The organism is Sphaerisporangium sp. NPDC004334 (genome assembly GCF_053602655.1).
In genome coordinates this window covers 1-23,257 of the sequence record NZ_JBSGDZ010000059.1, presented here as the reverse complement: position 1 = coordinate 23,257, position 23,257 = coordinate 1, and the positions used below count along the sequence as shown (strand labels likewise).

The 23,257-nt window shown below is 70.2% G+C and carries 21 protein-coding genes and 2 pseudogenes; 16 read left to right on the top strand and 7 right to left on the bottom strand.

The window, feature by feature from the left end; genetic code table 11:
* Positions 1-157: 157 nt before the first annotated feature.
* On the bottom strand, positions 158-1,390 hold the full coding sequence (locus tag ACWEN6_RS40110) for an iron-containing alcohol dehydrogenase (protein ID WP_452577383.1): 1,233 nt from the start codon (positions 1,388-1,390) through the stop codon (positions 158-160).
* A 132-nt stretch (positions 1,391-1,522) separates the two neighbouring features.
* Here ACWEN6_RS40110 and ACWEN6_RS40105 point away from each other — a divergent pair.
* Positions 1,523-2,484 (top strand): annotated as a pseudogene (locus tag ACWEN6_RS40105) (putative PEP-binding protein); the annotation flags it as partial.
* Between the two features lie 70 nt (positions 2,485-2,554).
* Here the strand turns inward: ACWEN6_RS40105 and ACWEN6_RS40100 are convergent.
* On the bottom strand, positions 2,555-3,412 hold the full coding sequence (locus ACWEN6_RS40100; protein ID WP_452577381.1) for a universal stress protein: 858 nt from the start codon (positions 3,410-3,412) through the stop codon (positions 2,555-2,557).
* 413 nt (positions 3,413-3,825) lie between these two features.
* Between ACWEN6_RS40100 and ACWEN6_RS40095 the strand changes: the two genes are divergently transcribed.
* On the top strand, positions 3,826-4,392 hold the full coding sequence (locus ACWEN6_RS40095; protein ID WP_452577379.1) for a hypothetical protein: 567 nt from the start codon (positions 3,826-3,828) through the stop codon (positions 4,390-4,392).
* 210 nt (positions 4,393-4,602) lie between these two features.
* On the opposite strand, the gene ACWEN6_RS40090 is transcribed toward ACWEN6_RS40095, so the two are convergent.
* The 3 genes from ACWEN6_RS40090 to ACWEN6_RS40080 form a co-directional block, all read right to left on the bottom strand.
* Positions 4,603-5,451 (bottom strand): hypothetical protein, encoded by an 849-nt coding sequence (locus tag ACWEN6_RS40090; protein WP_452577377.1) that lies wholly within the window; start codon positions 5,449-5,451, stop codon positions 4,603-4,605.
* Positions 5,452-6,033: 582 nt separating this feature from the next.
* Positions 6,034-6,744, bottom strand: a complete 711-nt coding sequence (locus ACWEN6_RS40085) for a helix-turn-helix domain-containing protein (protein WP_452577375.1) — start codon at positions 6,742-6,744, stop codon at positions 6,034-6,036.
* Positions 6,745-7,261: 517 nt separating this feature from the next.
* Complete coding sequence (locus ACWEN6_RS40080; protein ID WP_452577373.1) at positions 7,262-7,924, bottom strand: response regulator; 663 nt, start codon at positions 7,922-7,924, stop codon at positions 7,262-7,264.
* A gap of 161 nt (positions 7,925-8,085) precedes the next feature.
* Between ACWEN6_RS40080 and ACWEN6_RS40075 the strand changes: the two genes are divergently transcribed.
* Together ACWEN6_RS40075 and ACWEN6_RS40070 are read left to right on the top strand one after the other, a co-directional pair.
* Entirely contained in the window at positions 8,086-8,757 is a 672-nt protein-coding gene (locus tag ACWEN6_RS40075) for a CBS domain-containing protein (RefSeq protein WP_452577371.1), read from the top strand.
* Between the two features lie 226 nt (positions 8,758-8,983).
* Complete coding sequence (locus tag ACWEN6_RS40070; protein WP_452577369.1) at positions 8,984-9,667, top strand: class I SAM-dependent methyltransferase; 684 nt, start codon at positions 8,984-8,986, stop codon at positions 9,665-9,667.
* 61 nt (positions 9,668-9,728) lie between these two features.
* Here ACWEN6_RS40070 and ACWEN6_RS40065 read toward each other — a convergent pair whose 3' ends face one another.
* A complete protein-coding gene (locus tag ACWEN6_RS40065) occupies positions 9,729-10,484 on the bottom strand; it encodes a ZIP family metal transporter (RefSeq protein ID WP_452577368.1) in 756 nt (251 codons plus the stop codon).
* Between the two features lie 170 nt (positions 10,485-10,654).
* On the opposite strand from ACWEN6_RS40065, the gene sigJ reads away from it, so the two are divergent.
* The 7 genes from sigJ to ACWEN6_RS40030 all read left to right on the top strand — a co-directional run bounded on the left by sigJ (position 10,655) and on the right by ACWEN6_RS40030 (position 16,737).
* Positions 10,655-11,599: an RNA polymerase sigma factor SigJ gene (sigJ, locus tag ACWEN6_RS40060; protein WP_452577366.1), complete on the top strand. Its 945-nt coding sequence runs from the start codon at positions 10,655-10,657 to the stop codon at positions 11,597-11,599.
* Positions 11,600-11,786: 187 nt separating this feature from the next.
* Positions 11,787-12,797, top strand: a complete 1,011-nt coding sequence (locus tag ACWEN6_RS40055; protein ID WP_452577364.1) for a copper resistance protein CopC — start codon at positions 11,787-11,789, stop codon at positions 12,795-12,797.
* A 34-nt stretch (positions 12,798-12,831) separates the two neighbouring features.
* Positions 12,832-13,209, top strand: coding sequence for a hypothetical protein (locus tag ACWEN6_RS40050; protein WP_452577363.1), 378 nt, complete (start codon positions 12,832-12,834; stop codon positions 13,207-13,209).
* A gap of 9 nt (positions 13,210-13,218) precedes the next feature.
* The gene (locus ACWEN6_RS40045) at positions 13,219-14,538 is read left to right on the top strand and encodes a hypothetical protein (RefSeq protein WP_452577362.1); all 1,320 of its coding nucleotides are present in this window, start codon (positions 13,219-13,221) and stop codon (positions 14,536-14,538) included.
* 60 nt (positions 14,539-14,598) lie between these two features.
* On the top strand, positions 14,599-15,201 hold the full coding sequence (locus ACWEN6_RS40040; RefSeq protein WP_452577360.1) for an MFS transporter: 603 nt from the start codon (positions 14,599-14,601) through the stop codon (positions 15,199-15,201).
* Between the two features lie 88 nt (positions 15,202-15,289).
* Positions 15,290-16,039, top strand: coding sequence for a YcnI family copper-binding membrane protein (locus ACWEN6_RS40035; protein ID WP_452577358.1), 750 nt, complete (start codon positions 15,290-15,292; stop codon positions 16,037-16,039).
* Between the two features lie 107 nt (positions 16,040-16,146).
* Complete coding sequence (locus tag ACWEN6_RS40030; RefSeq protein ID WP_452577357.1) at positions 16,147-16,737, top strand: copper resistance CopC family protein; 591 nt, start codon at positions 16,147-16,149, stop codon at positions 16,735-16,737.
* A gap of 44 nt (positions 16,738-16,781) precedes the next feature.
* On the opposite strand, the gene ACWEN6_RS40025 is transcribed toward ACWEN6_RS40030, so the two are convergent.
* Positions 16,782-17,252, bottom strand: a complete 471-nt coding sequence (locus ACWEN6_RS40025) for a MarR family winged helix-turn-helix transcriptional regulator (protein WP_354842932.1) — start codon at positions 17,250-17,252, stop codon at positions 16,782-16,784.
* 259 nt (positions 17,253-17,511) lie between these two features.
* Here ACWEN6_RS40025 and ACWEN6_RS40020 point away from each other — a divergent pair, with 259 nt between their 5' ends.
* The 5 genes and pseudogenes from ACWEN6_RS40020 to ACWEN6_RS40000 form a co-directional block, all read left to right on the top strand.
* Positions 17,512-18,876, top strand: a complete 1,365-nt coding sequence (locus ACWEN6_RS40020; RefSeq protein WP_452577355.1) for an extracellular catalytic domain type 1 short-chain-length polyhydroxyalkanoate depolymerase — start codon at positions 17,512-17,514, stop codon at positions 18,874-18,876.
* 721 nt (positions 18,877-19,597) lie between these two features.
* Positions 19,598-21,730 carry a family 43 glycosylhydrolase gene (locus ACWEN6_RS40015; RefSeq protein WP_452577353.1) on the top strand — a complete coding sequence of 711 codons (2,133 nt, stop codon included), beginning with the start codon at positions 19,598-19,600 and terminating at the stop codon, positions 21,728-21,730.
* Complete coding sequence (locus tag ACWEN6_RS40010) at positions 21,727-21,849, top strand: hypothetical protein (protein ID WP_452577351.1); 123 nt, start codon at positions 21,727-21,729, stop codon at positions 21,847-21,849. The genes ACWEN6_RS40015 and ACWEN6_RS40010 overlap by 4 nt, the downstream gene beginning before the upstream one ends.
* 255 nt (positions 21,850-22,104) lie before the next feature.
* A pseudogene (locus tag ACWEN6_RS40005) lies at positions 22,105-22,344 on the top strand (RICIN domain-containing protein); the annotation flags it as partial.
* The coding region (locus tag ACWEN6_RS40000; RefSeq protein ID WP_452577349.1) for a non-reducing end alpha-L-arabinofuranosidase family hydrolase at positions 22,302-23,257 on the top strand (956 nt) is incomplete at its 3' end. The pseudogene ACWEN6_RS40005 and the gene ACWEN6_RS40000, both read left to right, overlap by 43 nt.

Sequence of the window (23,257 nt, the reverse complement as noted above, 5' to 3'; positions counted from 1 at the left end):
AAGACTTTTTCTGATTAGTATTTTACATTGGCGGTGACTTGAGTTCTGAAGTGTGCTCTTCCGAACTGCCGCCGCGGCCGGCCGTCGGGACCGGCGGCTCCGGCACGGCCGTGGCGCCGCCGGTCCGTCGATCCGCCGTCGGAGATCCCTTCTTCGCTCAGCGCTCCCGGGGCGTGCCGTGGTGGGCCGTGCGCATGAGGGATCGCATGTCGTCGAGCATCGGCATCCGGGGATTGGCGGGGGCGCACTGGTCCTCGTAGGCGTTGCGCGCCTGCTGGGGGAGCGCGGCGATGAACTCCTCCTCGTCGATGCCCAGGGCCTGGAAGGACGGCTCGATGCCGGCGGCGTCGCGGAGCCGTTCGATCGCGGCGGCCAGGGACTCGACGCCCTGCTCCGGGGTCGCGGCGGGCAGGTCCAGCGCGTGCGCGATCTCCTGGAAGCGCTCGGGGGCGCGGTAGTGCTCGTACTTCGGCCAGCCGGTCGGCTTGGCCGGGATCGTGCCGTTGTAGCGGATCACGTGCGGCAGCAGCACCGCGTTGGTCCGGCCATGGGCGATGTGGAAGCTCGCGCCCAGCGTGTGGGACATGGCGTGGACGATGCCGAGGAAGGCGTTGCCGAAGGCCATGCCGGCGATGGACCCGGCGTTGTGCATCCGCTCGCGCGCGACCGGGTCGCCGGACCCGTGCCGCACGGCGCTCTCCAGGTTGCCCATGATCAGCTTGATGGCGTGCAGGGCCAGGCCGTCGGTGAAGTCGCTGGCGTAGACCGACACGTACGCCTCGATGGCGTGGGTCAGGGCGTCGAAGCCGCTGTCGGCGGTGACGGTCGGCGGCAGATCGGCGGCCAGGACCGGGTCGACGATGGCGACGCTCGGAGTGAGGGAGTAGTCGGCCAGCGGGTACTTCTTGCCCGTGGCGGTGTCGGTGATCACGGCGAACGGCGTGACCTCGGCCCCGGTGCCGGAGGTCGTCGGCACGCAGACCAGCCGCGCGAGGCCGCCCAGCGCCGGGAACCTGAAGGCCCGCTTGCGGATGTCGAAGAACTTCTGCCGCATGTCGGCGAACACGACCTCGGGGTGCTCGTAGCGCAGCCACATCACCTTGGCCGCGTCCATCGCCGATCCCCCGCCGAGGGCGATGATCGTGTCGGGGCGGAACGCGCGCATCAGCTCGGCGCCGCGGTCCACGGTGGCGACGCTCGGCTCCGGCTCGACGTCGTCGATGATCTGGAGTGCCACCCGCTCGGCGCGGCGGCCCAGCACGGTGAGGATCCGGTCGACGTAGCCGAGCCGGGTCATGGTCGCGTCGGTGACGATCGTCACCCGGGGCACGCCGGGCATGTCCGTCAGGTAGCGGATCGCGTGCGGCTCGAAGAAGATCTTCGCAGGCACCTTGAACCACTGGAGGTTGTTGGTACGGCGTCCGATCCGCTTGATGTTCAGCAGGTCGACGGCGGAGACGTTGTGGGAGACCGAGTTGCGGCCGTAGCTGCCGCAGCCCAGGGTCAGCGAGGGGATGAACGCGTTGTAATCCTGGCGGTGTTCCGGTCGTGGAACACCGAGCGCGCGCGGATCTACCGCCGCGCCGAGCACATCCCCGACGACCTCGGCACCGCCGTGACCATCATGGCCATGGTCTACGGCAACCGCGGACCGGACTCGGGCACCGGTGTGGCCTTCACCCGCGACCCGGCGACCGGCGCCCGCGGCGTCTACGGCGACTACCTGCCGAACGCCCAGGGCGAGGACGTCGTGGCCGGCATCCGCGACACCCTCCCGCTCCAGGAACTGGCCGCGCTGGACCGGCGCTGCTTCGACGAGCTGACGGCCGCGATGGCGGTGCTGGAGCGGCGCTACCGCGACCTGTGCGACATCGAGTTCACCATCGAGGACGGCAAGCTCTGGCTCCTGCAGACCCGCGTCGGCAAGCGCACGGCCGCCGCCGCCTTCACCATCGCCGCGCAACTGGTCGACGAGGGCGTCATCGACCTGGACGCGTGCGGGAACTGGCGATGGTGCGCGCCGAGGCCGAGCGGGTCCTGGCCGAAATCGACGGCGTGTCCGCCATCCCGATCGGGACCATGATCGAGGTGCCGCGCGCCGCGCTGACCGCCGGGGACATCGCCCGGCAGGCCGAGTTCTTCTCCTTCGGCACCAACGACCTGACCCAGATGACCTGGGGCTTCTCACGCGACGACGTGGAGGCGTCGATCTTCCCCGCGTACGTGCGCCTCGGCGTCTTCGAGGAGTCCCCCTTCGAGACCATCGACGGCCGCGGCATCGGCCGGCTGGTCGAGATGGCCGTCAAGGAAGGCCGGGACGCCCGGCCCGATCTGCGGATCGGCGTCTGCGGTGGGCACGGCGGCGACCCGGCGTCCGTGCGGTTCTTTCACCGGGCCGGACTGGACTACGTCTCCTGCTCGCCCTACCGGGTCCCCGTGGCACGGCTGGAGGCCGGCCGCGCGGCGCTCGGGCCGCCCGCGTGAGGAGCCGGGCACGACGACACGGCGCCTCCTCCGGACCCCTGGAGGAGGCGCCGCGGCGCGGGGACTTCACTCATGGACGGACGACGGCCACGGGGCAGCAGGCGTGGTGCAGAAGCGCACGGCTCACCGAGCCGAGCAGGAGCGCGCCCACGCCGCTGCGGCCGTGGGAGCCGACGACGACCAGATCGGCCTTCTCGGAGGCCTGGGCGAGCGCGTCGACGGGGTGCGCGCACGGCACGTCCTCGATCACCGTGACGCCGGGATACCCGCCGCTCAGCTCGGCCAGCTTGTCGGAGACGACCTGGTGCTGAGCCCGGCGGATCTCGTCCATGTCGTAGGCGATCTCGGGGGCGTAGGCGTGCACGGGCAGGTGCCAGGCGTGCACGGCACGCAGGGCGGCGCCGCGCAGCGAGGCCTGCTCGAAGGCGTAGACCAGGGCGGGGCCGCATTCCGGGGAGTCGTCGACGCCGACCACGACCTCGCCGGCGTCACGGGCCTCGGCGTCCGGGCGCACGACCACCACGGGACCGTGGGCGTGGCCGGCGACGTGCGCGCTGACCGAGCCGACGACGGCTCCGGCGAAGCCGCCGAGCCCTCTGCTGCCGACCACCAGCTCCGCGGCGTCCTTCGCCTGCTCGCACAGGACCGTGGCGGGGACGCCCTCGACGACCGCGATCGTGACCTCTATCTCCGGCCGGCGCCGCCGGGCGCGGGTCTCGGCCTCGCCGAGCACGCGCGCGGCGCCGCGGACCAGGCTGTCGCCGACGTCGGGCGGAGCCGGGTACCTCGCGATGCCGTAGGGCCAGTTCTCCACCACCGAGACGATGTGCAGCGGAACGCCCTTACGGGCGGCGTCGTCCGCGGCCCAGTCGAGCGCCGCCATCGCCGAGGGTGAACCATCGGTGCCCACCGCGATCTTTCCGAACATCTTCTGTCCTTTCCGTCCGCTCGGCGGTCGTCACTTCTCCTGACCGCTACGAGCCGGACCACTTGGGGCTGTACTCCTCGTCGTAACCGATCTCGTCCACCACATCGACGAGCCGGAAGTCCTCACGGTCAGGGTCTTAGGCCTCGACCGGTGCGCAGTTCGACGGGCGGGCGGCGCGGAGCGCGAGGCACGTTCGGGCCGTACCCGAACCTGATGATCATTTGCGGGTGGCCGCGGCGGTGGTGCGGATCGACGCGGTGGCGCATGTCCCGCAGGTCCAGCGGGCCGAAGGTCCCGCAGGCGCCGGGCCGACCGGCCGGTCGACGCGATCCGTATGGCACTGCTGGCAAAGACCTGGAAAAGGTGTGATTAGTGCGAACACCACGTCACCCCCCGCGATGAAAGGGCCAGCCATGTCACTCACCCAAGGGCGCCACGAAGGTGACGCCGCGCCCCGCACCCCCGCGGTGAACGCCGGCCTGCCGCACGACGAGACCCGTCCGGCCGACTACGTCTTCGCCCTCGCCCGCATCGCGATCGGCTGGGTCTTCCTGTGGGCCTTCCTGGACAAGCTGTTCGGCTGGGGCTTCGCCACCCCCTCCGCCCGAGCGTGGATCAACGGCGGCAGCCCGACCACCGGCTTCCTCAAGGGCACCACCGAGCACGCCCTCGGCGGATTCTTCAGCGGCCTCGCCGGTCAGGCCTGGGTCGACTGGCTGTTCATGGCCGGACTGGCCGGCATCGGCGCGGCCCTGATCCTGGGCGCGGGCATGAGGATCGCCGCGGCCGCCGGCGGCCTCCTGCTGGTGTTCATGTGGGCGGCCGAACTGCCCCTCACCACCAACCCGTTCATGGACGAGCACATCATCTACGCCATCGTGCTGGCCGGCCTCGCCCTGGCAGGCGCCGGCGACACCCTCGGCATCGGCCGGTGGTGGAGCGGCACCGCGATCGTGCGGCGCCACCCCGTCCTCAAGTAGCCCTCCATGCCCACGCGGGCGCCCGCTCCCCCCATGAGGAGCGGGCGCCGACGCATGCGCCCAGTGGCCGCCCATGGGCGGCCACATAATGGGCCGGTTACCGCCGACGCAGGGCACTGAGTCGTCTCGCATACAGCCCTCGCGCCGGCCCGGCGCGTCCGGACTCTTGGCGGAGCGACGCCGGCTTCAAGGGGCCGGTGGTGGTGGCCTTCACCCCCTTGTGCAGGGCCTGTTCCAATCCTGGGGCGCGGGATCCTTTGTGGGGGCGCCAGGTCCGAGAGGTCCTGTTGTGTCCGGTCCCTCCCCTACTTCGCCCCAAGCTCCGCCGAAGCCGAACCATCCGTGGCCGCGCGCCTTTTCGATGCGGGCGTACGTCGCCCAGCCGAGCCCACGGCCGGTGTAGTCGGCGGCCAGGTCGTGGGCGATACCGTAACCGCCGGCCCAGGCGTAGGTCGCGTGTGTGCCACGCGCACTGTAGGCCAGCGGATGCCCCTCGTGTTTCCCTGCATCCCGCCATGAACGGGTGCAGTAACCCTTGTGCTGGTAGTAGGCGACACTTTGGGCACGGTTCGCGCCGTCGAGTTGAACACTGATACGTTCCCAATCGCCTTCGTGGTCGAAAAGTTCCGTGGGAGCGTCGTTGAAGGCGTAGAAGAACCAGTAGGTGATGTACTGGTGAGGCGCGTACTCGTAGTAGACCGGAGCGCTGGTTCCTTGCCCCGATCGGAGGTCATTCGGCAGGTTGAGGAAGAAGCCTTCGTTTTTGGGGATGCCGTCCTTGCCGTCCTGCTGAGGTCGGTTCAGCTTGTTGCTGGGGTGCTGGACGCCGTGGCGTATGCAGAGTGCATTGGAAATCTGATGACGGTAGCCGCCCGCGCCCAAGCGCGCCGTGTCCACGCGGCGGATGCTTGCCACCTCGTCGTCTTTGCAGGAGCCGTCGCGCGCCCATGACAGTGATGATCGGCCGACGAACGAGTCGGCGTTCACGGGAGTGAACTTCTCATCCGGTGCGAGGTAGACGAAGGGCGCGTACTTGCGGGCTATGGCCTGCTCGTCCAAGGCCGCGGTCTCCGCCTGCGGCCCGGGCACAGTGGAAGACGCCGGGGGCGTAGGTCCGGAAGAAATCTGTGGCGGCGTGGCCGGAGCATTGTCTCGGCAGAACCAGCCGTTCTGGAGATAACCGTCCCTATTCACGTGCCCCCATGCATGGCCGCTTACCCATTCTCCACCAGGCGTGATGCCGGATATCGTGAAGGACTGGGGTGGCCGCCCGACTTCCGCGCCGTACAACGTGCCTATCACCTTCCCGCCGGGGGCGTTGCGGACGGTCACGTCACGGGCACATATCGTCCAGCGCTTTCCGACATCGTTGGCGGTGGCCGAAAGTTCGGGCCCACTCGCGTGAGCGGTCCTCACCGTCCCCAGGCAGGCCACTGCAAGAACGCAAGCGGTCACCAGAGTCCGGTGAATTGCCACGAATCTGTACGTCAAGAGCCTTCCTCTCTTAGTTAGGAGCGTGTGCGTCGACGACGGGAGACTCTGCCGGAGGCCACGTCCAGGCAGGCAGACATCTCAGGAATCGGGAATTCCCGAAGTCCTCCGACCAGGCGGTTCCCGATCTGAACCAGCGTGGTTCGATGGTCAGGGCCGTCTTCCCGGCCTCGCGCAGTGCTCGGGATCGGGTCTCAGGTCTGCTTTCGGCATCCAGCCAATGCCAGTGGAGCTGTCACGAGGGTCCGGCAAGGCGACCGCCTGATACAGGACTCCATCGGCTTCGGTGCGCGAAGGGACCGAAACGAGGCGCACCCGGTCACCAGAGCTCTTGAACTTGACCGGCCGGGGATCGTCGATATCGGCGTATACCGGCGATGACGGCGCAATCACCAAGCTGCACTGCAGGGGGGTGACGGAGCTGGAGCTCACGTTCGGTGCGGCATCCGCTCTTGAGGATGACGAGGACGGCCACGACGCGGCCGCATAGACCAACAGTGAAATGATCACGATCCCGACTCCCACCCATATGGGGGCAGAAGGCAGTTGCCGTTCAGCGCTTCGGGGTGGCCGCTCGGCAGAGCGATGAGGCTCCTCGTCCGGAGCCTTTTGGGAGGTATGCCGGTTTCCGTCGACAATATCCGCTATTGGAGAGCTCTTGGCGCTCTTGAGCACTTCAAGATATTTTAGGTGGTCTTGTGGGTGGATGTTGGCATTTACGAGCATTTTGAGGAAGGTTGCCTCCCTTGGAACCTGGTCACCCTGAAGGTATTTGGATAGGGCTGTGTCTGATATGCCGAGTTTTGCCGCCTGAGCCTCTTGTGTAGACTTGCCGGTTCGTTCCGCTAAGTCGCCGATCATCTGGCTTAATCGACTTGCCGACCTTGATGCCGTGCTCAATCCCACTCCTCGTCATCCTGCGCGAATCCGCAGGTCAGGACACGCCGGGAATACTTGTCCCCGTAGGACCTCATGGAGCGATGAGGTCACGTCCATCATTCCTGATATCCACCCTCAAAGGGGGTGGATCAAAGGAAGCTTTCCCGCATCTCTTCGACGGACTCAAGGTGGCGCCACGAAGGTTCATCATCATGTCGGCGACCGTCTCTGGGGCGCCGGCCGCGGTGTCGCGCACTCGCGGTTATAGCCGCTGTGCTGGCGCGAGAGATCGTCCCGGATCGCGGGCAAGTAGCCTGTGCCGTTCGGGCTCTGGCCCGAATCCCGAATGCAGCCGTCATCGAAACGGAGATGGTCTCGTCTTCAGGTCCGAGCCGCCGGAGTCGTGTTCGTGCTCCCCACGCACGCGAGGACGGTTCCCAGCCGTTCGATTTCTACCAGTTGGACGCGATGTGCCGGCGGTGTCGCGCCGGGACCGGCATCAGCCTCCGGTGTGGCCGTCGCTGTCGCGTTGGTCGGTCTTGAGCCGGGCCGCGAGGGCCGCCACCTGGGTACGGCGCTGCATGTTGAGCTTGCTCAGCAGGTTGGACACGTAGTTCTTGACGGTCTTCTCCGCCAGGTACATCCGTTCGCCGATCTGGCGGTTGGTCATCCCCTCGCCGATCAGCTCCAGGATGTGCCGCTCCTGATCGGTGAGGGCGGCCAGCGGGTCCTTGCGGCCGGCCTGCTCGCGCAGCCGCTGCAACATGGTGGCGGTGGTCCGCGGATCGAGCAGAGACTGGCCCGCCGCCACCGTGCGCACCGCCCCCACCAGGTCGGAGCCGTGGATCTGCTTGAGGACGTAGCCCGCGGCGCCGGCCATGACCGCGTTGAACAGCGCCTCCTCATCGGCGTAGGAGGTGAGCATCAGACAGGCCAGTTCGGGCACCCTGGAGCGCACCTCCCTGCAGACGTCGACCCCGCTGCCGTCGGGAAGGCGCACATCGAGCACCGCCACATCGGGCTTGAGCGCCGGGATGCGCGCCACCGCCGACTCGGCCGTGCCGGCCTCGCCGACGATCTCTATGTCATCCTCGGCATCCAGCAGCGCCGCGACGCCGCGGCGCACCACCTCGTGGTCGTCGACCAGGAACACCCGAATCATGTCTTGGACAGTAACTCCGGTGAGCCTGTGACGGTAGGGCGCCACTCCCGGAGACGTCCGGCCTGCTCGACCGAGCGAAAGTCCCTGAAGCAAGGGACTTTCACCGCTGCCCGGCGCTATCGCCTTCGGGCATCGTGAGGAGGGAGAGAAGGAGGCTCGTCATGACGGTGAAAGTCAAGGACGTGATGGGAAAGGTGGCCATCACCGTGCCGCTGGACGCGTCGTTCGCCGAACTAGTCGCCACGATGCGGCGGTTCGACGTCGGCGCCGTCACGGTGGTCGACCCCGACCGGCATCCCGTCGGAGTCGTCACGACCGACGACGTGCTGCTGAAGGAGATCCGGCCGCGTTCTGCCCCCGACGCTCTGTTCGAGAGCCGCAGACGGCGCGGCGAGAACCGCAAGGCCGCCGGCACCACGGCCCAGGAGCTCATGACGAGCCCGGCCATAACGGTGACCGAGGACACCTCGATCCGCGAGGCGGCCCGGCTGATGCACGCCGCGCACATCAAGCAGCTGCCGGTGATCAACGTGCTGACCGGCCGCGTCGCGGGGACCGTCCACCAGAAGGACCTGATCAAGGTTTACACCCGCCCGTCGGCCGACATCGAGCGCGAGGTCCGGCGGCTGATCGAGGCCTGCGAGATCACCGGCGAAGGACTGGACGTGGCCGTCGAGGCGGGAGTCGTCACGCTGACCGGCCGGACGCTCCTGCGCTCCCAGGCCGCCCGCCTCGCCGCGTCGGCCGAGACCGTCGACGGCGTCATCGCCCTGGTCTGCGACCTCACCTTCCTCCAGGACGACCAGGCCTCCATCTCCCCCGTCTACCTGTGACAACGCCCGAAGGCCGCCCCGCACGGCGCCGGCCGAGATCGCCGCGGGGAAACGCCGGACGGGCGGAGCGGCGGCCGGGGACGGTTCGCCGGGCGCGGAAAGCATCGCGTCCGGGTGCGCCGGGCCCTTGAATGAGAAGGCGGCCGTGGGCGACCCATGGCCGCCCTTGGACGAGGTCCTCGCCGTGGCCGGAGCCCGGCCGCGGGGCGAAAGGATGGGCGGGCGGATGGCGGTGACGCCGGCGTACGACGAGATCGCCGACTGGTACGAACGCGAGTTCCTCGGCGCGCAGCAGGCCCCGGCGGGGGACGGCAATCCCCTGGGCCTGGGCGGGGTGCTCGACGACCTTCTGGGCGAGGGGGAGGGGGTCTGCCTGGAGGTCGGCTGCGGCACCGGCGTCCACGCCGCCCGCGTACGCGAACTGGGCTGGACACCGGTCGGCGTCGACCTGTCCGGCCGGATGCTGCACTACGCCCGTGGCCGGCTCGCGATCGCGCGGGCCGACGCCGAGCGGCTGCCGTTGCGTGACGGCTCGGTCCCGGCCGCCATCGCGGTGATGGCGCACAGCGACATGCCCGGCTACCCGGCGGTGCTGCGCGAGGTGGTCCGGGTGCTGCGTCCGGGCGGAGTGTTCGTGCACATCGGCATCCACCCGTGCTACTGCGGAGCCTTCGCCGACCGCCGCGATCCGCGTGCGGTGGTGATCAGCCCCGGCTACCTCGACAGCCACTGGACCAAGGAGTCCTGGAACGACCACGGCCTCCGTGTCAAGGTCGGAGCCGCGCACTGGCCACTGCCCGAACTGCTCAACACCTTCCTCGACGCCGGCCTGACGCTCGAACGGTTCGCCGAGAGCGGCACCTCCCCCACCCCGATCGTCCTGGCCGTCAGAGCCCGGAAGAGGGCCTGAGCCGTCAAGGCGCCGTGAGCCGGGCGGCACGGTGGCGGGTGGCGATCGCCGGGGGCCCGCGCTAGTGGCCGAGGCGTTCGATGGTGAAGGCGGTGAGGAAGCCGATCGTCGTGATGAGCCCGGTGAGGACGTGTGCGCGTTCGAACGCCTCGGGGATCATGGTGTCGGCGATCATCGCGAGGATGGCTCCGGCGGCGACGGCGGTGATGATCGCGATGGCGGCCGGGGAGGCGCTCCGCAGGGTGAGGTTGCCGACCGAGGCGGCGATGCCGCTGGCCAGCGCGATGCCGCCCCAGACTCCGAAGACATAGCGCGCGTCGCGGCCGGCGTTCTTCATGCCGGAGGCGCTGGACAGCCCTTCGGGCACGTTGGAGATGAACACCGCCGCCAGGACGGCGACCCCGACGCCGCCGCCGTTCAGCAGTGACAGGCCGAGCACCACCGATTCGGGCACGCCGTCGAGCAGGGCCCCGATCGCGATGGCCGCCCCGCTTCCCTGCGCCTGACCTTCGTCGACCTGCTGGTGCCCGGAACGTTTGCGGTGCCGGGCGCCGTGGCGGGCCAGCCACGCGTTGGCCGCGACGTACAGGACCGCCCCGGCCAGGAAACCCGTCGCGGCCGCGCCCAGGCCACCGGAACGCTCCGCCTCGTCGACCAGGTCGAACGACAGCGCGGAGATCAGCACCCCGGCGCCGAAAGCCATGATCGCGGCGATCAGCCTGGCCGGCACCCGCACCAGCCAGGCGACTCCCGCCCCGGCGACCAGCGCGCCTCCCGCGACGAGCCCCCACAACCCTGCTTGCAACCATTGCGGCATGCCGGCCCCTCCATCTCGCACCGCCACCGGGCCGCTTCAGGATGTCAGGGACGCGGTCCGGCGGGAGAGCCGGTACAGGACGAGGCGTCGGCCTCACATTCCGGGGGGTCACCTCGTCGGTCCGGTGTGGGCGCGGACGCGGATGCGACGAAGGAAAGGACGGCGACGCCATGACCACCCGATCAGGGCCGCAGGACGACCGGGCCGATCCGGGCCTGGCCGCGATCATGGGCGAGCGGCGCCGGCTCATCAATCTCGCCTATCGGCTCCTCGGCTCCCTGGCCGAGGCCGAGGACGTCGTCCAGGAGACCTACGCGCGCTGGTACGCCATGTCCCGGCAGCGGCAGGAGGCCATCGAGTCGCCCGGCGCCTGGCTGACGAAGGTCGCCGGTCGCATCTGCCTGGACGTGCTCGGCTCGGCACGGGCCCGGCGGGAGAGCTATGTGGGCGAATGGATCCCCGAGCCGCTGCCCGACCCCAAGGAGTGGATCGCCGGTCGGCCGGGCGGCACCACGGCGGACCCGGCCGACCGGGTCACCCTCGACGAGTCGGTCAACATGGCGTTCCTGGTCGTGCTGGAGTCGATGACGCCGGCCGAGCGCGTCGCGTTCATCCTGCACGACGTCTTCCGCTACTCCTTCGCCGAAGTGGGGGAGATCGTCGGCCGTACGCCCGCGGCGTGCCGCCAGTTGGCCTCCTCGGCCCGCCGTCGCATCCGCGGGACCCAGGCCGCCGCGACTCCGGCGGCCAGGCAGGCCGGCATCGTCAGGGACTTCAAGCGGGCCTGGGAGGCCAAGGACATCGAAGCCCTGGTCAGGCTCCTCGACCCCGGCGCCACGGTGACCGCCGACGGCGGCGGCGTGGTCAGCGCCGTGCCGCGCCCGGTCGAAGGCGGCGAGCGCATCGCGCGCCTGTTCCTGGAGATCGCCGGCGTGATCCCCGAACTGACGATCCTGGAGCGTACGGTCAACGGCCGGCCCGGCCTGGTCGCCCAGCGGGACGGCGTCACCGTGACGGTGGCGGCATTCGACGTCGCGGGTGACCGGATCCAGCACATCTGGGCGGTGCGCAACCCCGACAAGCTCCGGCCCTGGACGGCGAACCGGGAGCACTAGCGTCGGCGGCATGTCCCTGGCGCGCCGTGCCCGCCGCGATGAACACGAGGCCGGGACCGGTGCGCCGGAGCCGGGCGGGAGGGTTGACGCTCCCTTCGGTTCATGGCCACAATGTGGGCGCAATATCCGTTGGGCGGAATCGGGCGGCACCCGCGCCCTCGACGGGTACTCATCGATCGTCATCGACGTGGTCGGCGCCCGTGTTCCGGAAAGGGTCTCGTTGCGCTCGTCCGCGCTTGGACATGGCCAGGGTCTCTCCCTGCGGGTACTGCTGCTGACCGTCGTCGCATTCCTCGCGCTCGTCGTCCCGGCGTCGCCGGCCGAGGCCCATGGGCAGCTCGCCCTGTCGGTGCCGGCCAAGGACGCCACGGTCACCGAGCCGCTGGACGCGGTCTCGCTGTACTTCACCGAGAAGCCGCTGTCGTACGCGTACTTCACCGTCACCGCCCCGGACGGCGCACGGGTCGACCGGCACTGGTCGCACGGCGAGCCGCGGCGCCTCGACGAGCCGATCAGAGAGTTCTTCCTGGTCAACGGTTCCTGGGAGCCGCACCTGTACTACGACGGGTACCAGGTGCGCATCCCTGTGGCGCACTGGCCGGGCAAGGGCGTCTACATCGCGCACTACTGGACCGTCGCCTCGGACGGAGACCAGGTGCGGGGGGAGCTCCGCTTCACCTACGCGGGCAGGCGCACCACGCCGCCCAAGGGCTGGGAGCCCCCCGTCGACACGCCCAGCGCCGCCCTGCTGGCCGCCGCAGGCGTGCAGGACACGGCCGTCGGCCCGAGGCCAGGCCAGACGCCGGCCGGCACGCCGTCGGCCGCCGCACCCTCGGACGGCTGCACGCCGAGGACCATGCCCGAGACCGGCTGTGACAAGGGCCCCTCGTCGCAGGGGCCGGCCGCCGCGACCACCCCGGGCGCCGCGGCGGAGTCGCCGGCGTCGGGGCCGGGCGCCGGAGCGGAGTCGCCGGCGTCCAGCGGCGTGGACGTGCTGGTGTGGCTGCTGCCCGCCCTGCTCGTCGTGGGAGTGGCCGTCATGGTGGCGCGGGCCGCGCGGCCCCGGCCGGACGGCCGGTCGGCGCCGGGCAAGCCCGCCGGTGCGGGTAAAGGGGCCGGTCCGCGCCGTCCCGCCGGTCCGGGGAAACGTGCCGGTCCCGGCCGTTCCGCCGCCGCGCCACGTGCCCGGCGCCGCTGACCCGGATGACGCCCTTTCGCACCAGGAGTACGACGTGAGACCTCTCCCTGCCCGCATCCGTCCCCTTCCCGTCGCCGCCCTGCTCGTGGCGGCGCTGCTGGTCCTCACGGCATGCGGCGGGGCGCGGGGCGGCACCCCCGCCCCGACGACCGTCAAGCAGATCGCGGTGGCCATCAGCAAGCGGACCGTGACCCCCCCTCCGTCGCGGATCGACGTGGCCAAGGGCCAGACGGTGCGGATCACCGTCACCAGCGACGTCGCCGACCAGGCCCACGTGCACGGCTACGACAAGGCGGCCGACCTCCAGCCGGGCAGCCCGGCGACGATCGAGTTCGTGGCCGACCAGAGCGGCCTGTTCGAGGTGGAGACCCACGGGCAGGAGCTGCAGCTCTTCCAGCTTCTGGTGCGTTAGGAGTTCTGGGTGTTCCCGCTGGCCCACGGCATCGGAGGCCGTCAGGACCTGCCGATCCCCTTCCCGGCCGCGATGGCCGGCGCCGTCCTGGCGTTGCTGGTGTCCTTCACCGCGCTCGGCGCGCTGTGGACCGAGCCGCGGCTCGCCGGTGCGCTCCGGTACGCCCGTCCGGTGTCCGCGGGCATGCGGAGCCTGGTGAGCCTGCCGGCCTGGCGGTGGTCCTGGCGGGTGGCCGGGCTTCTCGCGGCGGCGTACTTCTGCCTGGGCCTGCTGTTCGGCCCCGACCGCTCGGCCAACCCGACGGCGGGGGTGTTCTACGTCCTGTTCTGGGTGGGCCTCATCCCGCTGTCTCTGCTGTTCGGCCCGATATGGCGGACGCTGAATCCCTTGCGGACGCTGCATCTGCTGGCGTGCTCCGCGCTCGGGCGCGACCCGCGCCGCGGCGTGCGGCCGCTTCCGGACCGGCTCGGGTACTGGCCCGCCGCCGCCGGCCTGCTCGCCTTCACCTGGCTGGAGCTGGTCGCCCCCGAGCGGGCCACCTTGCCGGTCATCGGCGCCTGGCTGGCCGTGTACTGCGTCGCCATGCTCGCGGGCGCGACGGTCTTCGGTTCCGGCTGGTTCGACAAGGGCGACGCGTTCGAGGCCTACAGCGGCCTCATCGGCTGCCTGGCCCCCGTCGGCCGGAATCCCGACGGCACGCTCACCTGGCGCAACCCGCTGCACGGGATGGCCGGGCTGGGGCCGGCGCCGGGCCTGACGACCCTGGTGGTGCTGTTGCTCGGGTCCACCATGTACGACAGCCTCTCCAACGCGCCGTTCTGGGTGCGGTTCGTGCAAGAGAGCCCGCTGCCCGCGCCGGTGCCGGGCACTGCCGGCCTGGTCGTCGTCATCGGCCTGGTGCTGGCGGCCTACCTGGGGGCCACCGCGCTGGCAGGGCGCTGGGGCGGTGCGGCGCCCGGGACCACGGCGGGCGAACTGGCCCACTCCATCGTGCCGATCGCCGTCGGTTACCTGGTCGCCCATTACTTCACGCTGCTGCTGCTGGAAGGTCAGCGGACCATCTCGCTGCTCTCCGACCCGCTGGTCACCGGGGCGGACTGGCTCGGCACGGCCGGGTGGAAGGTCAGCGCGGCCGGCACGAGCCCTGCGGCGATCGCCATGCTCCAGGTCACGGTGATCGTCCTCGGCCACGTCATGGGCACCGTGCTCGCCCACGACCGCGCGCTGACCCTGTTCCCGCGCCGCGCCGCCGTCAAGGGGCAGGTCCCGCTCCTGGTCCTGATGGTGGCCTACACGGTGACCGGCCTGCTGCTGCTGTTCGCCGCCTGACGTCATAGGACGCGAGTCACGGCAATCTGCGACATGTGCGGTGACCGCGACTGTGGGACGATGCATGGCGTCATGCACGCCAACGTGCCGTTGAGACTCGCGCGGGCGGCGGCCTTCGCCGTCGTGTGCCTGACGCTTGCCTCGGTGGCGCACTGGTTCGCGGGTGGTTCGGCCCCCGAGCCGCGGGCGTTGCTGCCGGGCGGGCTGGTCGTCATGGCGGTCACCGCGGCGCTGGCCGGCCGGGAACGCTCGCCGGCGGCCGTGACCGGGTTGCTGCTGGCCGCCCAGGCGTTCCTGCACCAGGCGCTCGGCCCGGCCGACGCCGCGCCCGTCCCGCTCCACCCCCACCACCTGGACGCCCTGCCGCATGAACCCGGCCTGGGCGTCGGCGTGGGCATGATCGTCGCCCACGCGACCGCGGCGCTGGTCACCGGATGGTGGCTGTCGCGTGGTGAGACGGCGCTGTGGTCGCTGCTGCGCGCCCTCGGCGCCTTCGCGGTGCGCCGCCTGGCGGCGCTGCTGCTTCTGCTGCGGCGCGAGGCGCCGCCCGGGGCGCCCGCCGTGCGCCTCCGCCGGCCCCCGGCCGTCCTGTGTTCCCCGCGCGAGCGCGTCCTGCGGCACGCGGTCGTGCGGCGAGGTCCCCCGGTTCTCCCCGTCCTGTGAGTCCTCAGCGCGCCGGCATCCGCCGCGGCGCGTCCCTTCGCGCATCTCCAGACCCCTTGCGCGTTCACCGAGACAACGGAGAATCCCCATGCCTTCCACGGCCATCTACCGGCGGGCGGTCGCCGTCGCCGCCGGCGCGCTCGCCCTCACCGTCGGCCTGGCGCTGCCCGCGCTGGCGCACGTCACGATCAACCCCGGCACCGCCGAGAAGGGCGGCTGGACCAAGCTCGCCTTCCGGGTGCCCAACGAGCGGGACAAGGAGTCGACCACCAAGCTGGAGGTGCGGTTCCCCACCGACCATCCGCTCCCGTTCGTCTCGGTCCGCCCGGTTCCCGGCTGGGACGCCGAGCTCACCCGGGGCAAGTTGCCCCAGCCGGTGGTCTCCGACGACGGCGACAAGGTCACCGAGTCCGTCCTGAAGATCACTTGGACCGGGGGGAAGATCGAGCCGGGTCAGTTCCAGGAGTTCGAGGTGTCGGTCGGCCCGCTGCCCAAGGACGTCGATGAGCTGCTGTTCCCGACCGTCCAGACCTACTCCGGCGGCGAGGTCGTCACCTGGGGGGACATGCCGAAGGCGGACGGCTCGGAGGCCGAGCACCCCGTGCCGGCGCTCAAGCTGGTGGCCGCCGCCGAGCAGGCCGGTGACGGCCACTCCGCGAGCTCCTCGCCGTCGGCCGCCGCCCCGGCCGGGCCCTCGGTGACGCCCGCCGGGGCGGCCGCCTCCGCCCCGGCCGCCGGGCCGGACGGCACCGCCCGGGTGCTCGCCATCCTCGGCATCGTCATCGGCCTGCTCGGCGCCGGCCTCGCCGTGGCCGCACGGCGCCGCTCACGCGCCTGACGGCGCCGCCGGCCGCAGCGGGGTCACGCGCCGGCGGGGACGGGGGCACGCTCCCGTACCGCGCCGGCGCGTGACCCCACGCCCCGTTTCCTCACCCGGGAGTCCCCGTGCGATCCCTCATCACCCGAACGCTGCTGCTCTGTGCCTCCGTCGTGCTGCTGGTCCTGCCGGCCGCGCCGGCCCTGGCGCACGACAGCCTCAAGAGCAGTTCCCCGGCCAAGAACGCCGTCGTCGACGGCCTGGACCAGATCGAGCTGGAGTTCAGCGCGCACGTCAGCTTCCCCGTCGTGATCCTGCACGACGCGGCCGGACGACGCTACGAGTCCGGCGCTCCGCGCGCCGACGGCCCCAAGGTCGTGGAGAAGGTCGCAGGGCCGCTGCCCTCCGGCGCCTACGTCATCGCTTGGCGCATCGTCTCCTCCGACGGCCACCCGGTGGAGGGGGAGATCCCCTTCACCGTCCGATCCACCGCGACCGGCGCCGCCCCGCCGCCCCCGGCCGCCGCGACCCCGGGACCGTCCACGGCGAACGCCCCGGCCACGGGCGGCCGGGCCCCCGCGGCGTCGGAGCAGGGCGTGTCCGCGTGGGTGTGGGGCACACCGATCGCCCTGGTGGTCATCTTGGCGGTGCTGCTGCTCGGCAGGCGCAAGGGCGCTCCGGAGGCGGCCCGCCCCGATGCCGGCGCCGAGGACGACTGACGGCCGCCCCCCCTCACCGCTCGCCGAGTGTCCGGGCGCCGGGCTCACACCCCCGCGTCCGGACGCAACGCGTGTGAGCACCGCATGAGACCGTCCGTGAGCGTCTTCAGGGTCGTGTCGTCGACGTCGGCCAGCATGGTCGCCTCGATGGCGTCGAGCGAGCGGTCGCAGCGTCTTAGCAGGGACAGGCCCTTGCGGGTGAGACGGGCGCACAGCACCCGGCCGCCGTCCGGGTGCGGGTCGCGGCGGATCACCTCGCGCTGTTCCAGGTCGCGGATGACGAGGTTCATCGCCTGCGGCGTGACGAAGGCGATGCGGGCCAGCTCCGCCGACGACAGCCCTTCACGCATGCGCAGTTCGCTGAGCGCCATGTACTCCGTCGTGGTGACGCCGTGCCGGGCCAGCGCCTCGTCCAGGCCCGCTCGAATGCGGCGTTCCAGACGGAACACCAGATAGCTCAGGCGAGGGACGGATGCGGCCGACCGGGACGCCCCGGGGATACGGCGGGCGGTCACCGAACGACCATACCGCGTGTCCATCGGATGTAAGTTTCGTGTCCTATATCAAGGCACTTTATAACAAGCCACTTGATAAGCAGGGCCAAGGCATCGCTCCGGGGTGCTGGTGGTGTGCGTTCTCGCGTCGTCATCTTGACCGCCGATCCGGGCCGCGTCTATTTTCCACCCGCCGAGCCCGATGTCTCCGTGAGACCGGCGCCGCCGGTTCGAGCCGTCGAGCAGGGACCAAGCCCGCACACCGACATTAGGAGAGCGGATGACACGATTGAGCGCGATACTGAGCATGGCCTGCGCGGTGCTGCTCTACGCCGCCGTCGCCCTGGTGCTGCCCCACCAGGCCGCCGCGGCCACCCTGACGGAGGTGACCGGCTTCGGCTCCAACCCCGGCAACCTGCGCATGCACCTGTACGTGCCGAACAACGCGCAGGCGAACCCCGCCATCGTGCTGGCCATGCACCCGTGCGGCGGCTCCGGGCCGGGGTTCTACTCCTCCAGCGAGTTCGCCTCGCTCGCCGACCGGTACGGCTTCGTGGTGATCTACCCGTCGGCGTCGAAGAAGGCCAACTGCTTCGACAACTGGTCCGAGGCCTCGAAGGTGCGCGGCGGGCAGACCGACCCGGTGTCGCTGATGTCCATGGTGACCTACGTGGAGCAGCAGTACCACGGCGACCCGAACCGGGTGTTCGCCACCGGCAGTTCCTCGGGCGCCATGATGACCAACGCCATGCTGGCCCTGTACCCCGAGGTGTTCAAGGCGGGCGCGGCGTTCATGGGCGTGCCGTTCACCTGCTTCCCCAACGAGGCCGCCTACCAGCCGGGCGGCAACTCGGCGCCGTGCGTCGGCAAGACCGCCCAGCAGTGGGGCGACCTGGCGCGCAACGCCAACCCGAGCTACCGGGGACCGTGGCCGCGCATGCAGTTGTGGCACGGCACCGCCGACAACGTCGTCGCCTACTCCGAGCTGGAGGAGGAGATCAAGCAGTGGACCAACGTCAACGGCGTGAGCCAGACGCCGACCAGCACTGACACCCCGCAGTCCGGGTGGAGCCGGCGCCGCTACGCCGACTCCTCCGGCAGCGTGCGGGTCGAGGCGTACACCATCCAGGGCGCGGGCCACAGCCTCCCGGCGGGCGGCATGGCGGCCGTCGCCATCCAGTTCTTCGGCCTCAACGGCACCTCGCCCTCCCCCACCCCGACTCCCACGCCGACCCCGACCGTCACCCCGACTCCCACGCCGACGCCGACCCCGACGGTCACCCCGACCCCGACTCCCACCCCGACCCCCAGCGTCACCCCGACCAACGCTCCGTGCCGGGTCGCCTACACCACCAACGGCTGGAACAACGGGTTCACCGCCAACGTCACCGTCACCAACAGCGGCGCCTCCGCCGTCAACGGCTGGACGGTGACCTGGACTTGGCCCGGCAACCAGCAGGTCACCAACGCGTGGAACGCCGCCATCACGCAGTCCGGCACGCAGGTCACGGCGCGCAACGCGAGCTACAACGCCACCATCCCCGCCGGCGGGAACACCAGTTTCGGCTTCCAGGCGAGCTTCAACGGCACCAACACGGCGCCGAGCCAGTTCGCACTCAACGGCACCGTCTGCGCCCGGGTGTAGCCCGGGCAACGCGCTCACCCGGCGGTGCCGGGTGAGCATCGTGCGAGTGCCACCTCTCCCGCCCTCACCGGCGAGCGCGGAAGAGGTGGCGCCGGCGACGTGTAAGTTTCATCGGCGTTCACGTGCGAGTCGTGGAGCCACCCGGTCTGTCAGTGGTTCACCCCGGGACGAGTGGCGGCCCCGGGGCCGGCACGTCGCCGCCTGTTGCGACCGTGCGGGGTGGTGGAGGCCCTTCGGCGGGGGCGGGTTTCCCTCGCGCCCGGCCGGCCCGCGGGACGGCCCGGCCGATCTCGGGCGCCATTGACTTCACCAAAACGATCGCTCACTATGTCACGTAACTTACTGGACACGAGAACGAAACCTCCGGAACCACTGGTTTTTCGTCCCACGCAGGTTCGGCACAGGCGCGCGGCCGGAGAACCGCTGCAACCGGGTGGGCAGTGAATAGCACCGAACAACGGAAACATCCCCGATCGAAGCCATACGAATGTTAGCGCTCACATCGCAGGGAAACCCTCGCCGGCCACATTTGCGAGAATTCTCTCTCTAAACAGCATACGTACGATGAGAGACCTAATGTTAGCGCTAACAGGAATTCAGCCAGGCGGAGACGGAAGTACGAGCACCACCTTGAGGACCCATCGTGCGCGACCGATGGCCTTGCGTGACGGAGCGGCCCACCCCCAGCCGGCCGCCCGGTCCGACATCGAAGGAGGAAGCATTGGCCACCACTGGTGAGGTCCGACGAGCCTTCACTTGGAGACGCGGCTGGCGGTCGCTGCTCGCCATTGTCGCCACGGCCATCCTGGCCGGCTCCATGCTCGCGATCGGCACGACGACGGCGTCGGCGGCGACCGTCGACACCACCGCCTGGTATGTGCTGGTCAACCGCAACAGCGGCAAGGCGCTGGACGTGTACGGCGCCTCGACCGCCGACGGGGCGCGGATCACCCAGTGGACGCGCAATGACGGCAACAACCAGCAGTGGCAGTTCGTCGACTCCGGCAGCGGCTACTACCGCCTGAAGTCCCGCCTGTCGGGCAAGGTCCTGGACGTCTACAACCTGTCCACGGCCGACGGGGCCAACATCGTCCAGTGGACCGACGGCAACGGCACCAACCAGCAGTTCCGCCTCGCCGACTCCGACAGCGGCTACATCCGCCTGATCAACCGCAACAGCAACAAGGCCGTCGAAGTCCAGGGCGCCTCCACCGCCGACGGCGGCAACGTCGTCCAGTACAGCGACTGGAACGGCACCAACCAGCAGTGGCAACTCGTCAAGCTCGGCGGCGGCACCAACCCCACGCCGACTCCCACCGCCACCCCCACGCCGACGCCGACGCCCACCGGGCCGACGGGCCAGTACAACAACCCCGTGGTCTGGCAGGACTTCGCCGACGGTGACATCATCCGGGTCGGCGACGCGTACTACTACTCGGCCTCGACCATGCACTACTCGCCCGGAGCGCCGATCCTGCGCTCCTACGACCTGGTGAACTGGGAGTACGCGGGTCACTCGGTGCCCAGCCTCGCCTTCGACTCAAACGCCTACGACCTGAACGGCGGACGGGCGTACGTGAAGGGCATCTGGGCCTCAGCGTTCAACTACCGGCCCAGCAACAGCACCTACTACTGGATCGGCTGCACCGAGTTCAACCGCACCTACGTCTACACGGCCTCGGCGGTGGACGGCACCTGGTCCAAGCGGTCGCGCATCAACAACTGCTACTACGACGCCGGTCTGCTGGTCGACGACAACGACACCATGTACGTCGCCTACGGCAACAGCACCCTCAGCGTCGCGCAACTGTCCTCCGACGGCCTCAGCGAGGTGCGCCACCAGCAGGTGTTCACCACGCCGTCGAGCGTCGGCACGCTGGAGGGCTCGCGCTTCTACAAGCGGGGCGGCTACTACTACATCTGGGTGACCCGCCCGGCCAACGGCCAGTACGTGCTGCGCTCGACCAGCCCGTGGGGGCCGTACGAGATGCGCCAGGTGCTGCTGAACATGCCGAGCCCGATCTCCGGCGGCGGGGTGCCGCACCAGGGTGGTCTGGTGCAGACCCAGAACGGCGCCTGGTACTACATGGCGTTCGTCGACGCCTACCCCGGAGGCCGGGTACCGGCGCTGGCGCCGATCTCGTGGAGCTCCGACGGGTGGCCGTCGGTGCAGACCGTGAACGGTGGCTGGGGCGCCACCTATCCCAAGCCGGCGATCTCCACGACCAAGACCGTCAAGTCGATGATCGGCCCGGACACCTTCACCACGAGCGCGCTCGACCCGCGGTGGGAGTGGAACCACAACCCCGACAACAGCAAGTGGTCCTCGGGCAGCGGGCTGCGGCTGCAGACCGCGACCGTGACCAACGACCTGTACAACGCGCGCAACACCCTGACCCACCGCATCCAGGGGCCCTCGTCCACAGCGACGATCGAGCTGGACTACTCCACGATGAGCAACGGCGACCGGGCGGGCCTGGCCATGCTCCGCGACTCCTCGGCGTGGATCGGGGTCAGACGCGACAACGGGCAGACCCGGGTGTCCATGACCAACGGCCTGAGCATGGACGGCAACTGGAACACCACCGGCACCGGCACCGACGCCGCGAGCGCGGCGGTCTCCGGCGGGAGGATCTGGCTGCGGGTCAACGCCGACATCCGCCCGGGTTCGGGGCGGCAGGCTCGCTTCTCCTACAGCACCGACGGGACCAACTTCACCACCCTCGGCCCGGCGTTCACGCTGAACAACGCCTGGCAGTTCTTCATGGGCTACCGGTTCGCGATGTTCAACTACGCCACCCAGGCACTCGGCGGCTCGGTGACCGTGCGGCGATTCGACCTGACCACCCCATGAGCCTCAGGAGCGCTGAAAGGCACCAGACGAGCGACGGCTCGTTCGACTCCACCTGCGACGTCCGGCACACCGACGGGAACGGCGCCGACCGGCAGTGGCGGCTCGTCCCCATCGGATGAACGACACGGCGGCGGTCACCTCGTAGTCGCGGGCCGGCCCGAACTCCCTCCGGGCCGGCCCGTACCCGGGCCGTCCGCCGTCACCCCCCACGCGGCGCCGCCCGTCCCGCCCCCCGGGATGGGCGCGTCCGCTCACGTGAAAAGGAGCGACCCTTGGATACCAAGAACGGGACCCCACCCCCGTCTAGACCCGAACCCGCACTCCCCAGCCCGCGTCCGAGCCGGGCACGCCGGGGCGTGGCGGCCGCCGTGGCGATGGTGGCCGCGCTCATCGCCGGCCTGCTGGTGACACTGGGGCCGACGACGGTCGCGAACGCGGCGAGCGTCGACACCACCGCCTGGTATGTGCTGGTCAACCGCAACAGCGGCAAGGCGCTGGACGTGTACGGCGCCTCGACCGCCGACGGGGCGCGGATCACCCAGTGGACGCGCAATGACGGCAACAACCAGCAGTGGCAGTTCGTCGACTCCGGCAGCGGCTACTACCGCCTGAAGTCCCGCCTGTCGGGCAAGGTCCTGGACGTCTACAACCTGTCCACGGCCGACGGGGCAACATCGTCCAGTGGACCGACGGCAACGGCACCAACCAGCAGTTCCGCCTCGCCGACTCCGACAGCGGCTACATCCGCCTGATCAACCGCAACAGCAACAAGGCCGTCGAAGTCCAGGGCGCCTCCACCGCCGACGGCGGCAACGTCGTCCAGTACAGCGACTGGAACGGCACCAACCAGCAGTGGCAACTCGTCAAGCTCGGCGGCGGCACCAACCCCACGCCGACTCCCACCGCCACCCCCACGCCGACGCCGACGCCCACCGGCACGTGCAACCTGCCCTCGTCCTACCGGTGGACGTCGACCGGGGCGCTGGCGCAGCCGAAGTCGGGCTGGGTCTCGCTCAAGGACTTCACCAACGTCGTCTACAACGGCAAGCACCTGGTCTACGCCACCACGCACGACAACGGGTCGAGCTGGGGTTCGATGAACTTCAGCACGTTCACCAACTGGTCGGACATGGGCTCGGCCACCCAGACCAAGATGAACACCGGCACCGTGGCGCCGACGCTGTTCTACTTCGCGCCCAAGAACATCTGGGTGCTGGCCTACCAGTGGGGCGGTACGGCGTTCTCCTACCGCACCTCCAGCGACCCCACCAACGCCAACGGCTGGTCGGGAACGCAGACGCTGTCCACCGCGAGCATCTCCGGCTCGGGTACCGGGCCGATCGACCAGACGCTGATCGGTGACGGCCAGAACATGTACCTGTTCTTCGCCGGCGACAACGGCAAGATCTACCGGCAGAGCATGCCCATCGGGAACTTCCCGGGCAGCTTCGGCTCCAACTACACCCAGATCATGAGCGACTCGACCAACAACCTGTTCGAGGCGGTCGAGGTCTACAAGCTGCAGAA

Excerpts from the sequence above, each read along its gene's own strand:
- ACWEN6_RS40085 (WP_452577375.1), bottom strand. The coding sequence starts at position 6,744 with ATGATCGGCGACTTAGCGGAACGAACCGGCAAGTCTACACAAGAGGCT.
- ACWEN6_RS40010 (WP_452577351.1), top strand. The coding sequence starts at position 21,727 with ATGAGCCTCAGGAGCGCTGAAAGGCACCAGACGAGCGACGGCTCGTTC.
- ACWEN6_RS40040 (WP_452577360.1), top strand. The coding sequence starts at position 14,599 with ATGCATGGCGTCATGCACGCCAACGTGCCGTTGAGACTCGCGCGGGCG.
- ACWEN6_RS40020 (WP_452577355.1), top strand. The coding sequence starts at position 17,512 with ATGACACGATTGAGCGCGATACTGAGCATGGCCTGCGCGGTGCTGCTC.
- ACWEN6_RS40065 (WP_452577368.1), bottom strand. The coding sequence starts at position 10,484 with ATGCCGCAATGGTTGCAAGCAGGGTTGTGGGGGCTCGTCGCGGGAGGC.
- ACWEN6_RS40035 (WP_452577358.1), top strand. The coding sequence starts at position 15,290 with ATGCCTTCCACGGCCATCTACCGGCGGGCGGTCGCCGTCGCCGCCGGC.
- ACWEN6_RS40100 (WP_452577381.1), bottom strand. The coding sequence starts at position 3,412 with ATGTTCGGAAAGATCGCGGTGGGCACCGATGGTTCACCCTCGGCGATG.
- ACWEN6_RS40075 (WP_452577371.1), top strand. The coding sequence starts at position 8,086 with ATGACGGTGAAAGTCAAGGACGTGATGGGAAAGGTGGCCATCACCGTG.
- ACWEN6_RS40080 (WP_452577373.1), bottom strand. The coding sequence starts at position 7,924 with ATGATTCGGGTGTTCCTGGTCGACGACCACGAGGTGGTGCGCCGCGGC.
- ACWEN6_RS40095 (WP_452577379.1), top strand. The coding sequence starts at position 3,826 with ATGTCACTCACCCAAGGGCGCCACGAAGGTGACGCCGCGCCCCGCACC.
- ACWEN6_RS40070 (WP_452577369.1), top strand. The coding sequence starts at position 8,984 with ATGGCGGTGACGCCGGCGTACGACGAGATCGCCGACTGGTACGAACGC.
- sigJ (WP_452577366.1), top strand. The coding sequence starts at position 10,655 with ATGACCACCCGATCAGGGCCGCAGGACGACCGGGCCGATCCGGGCCTG.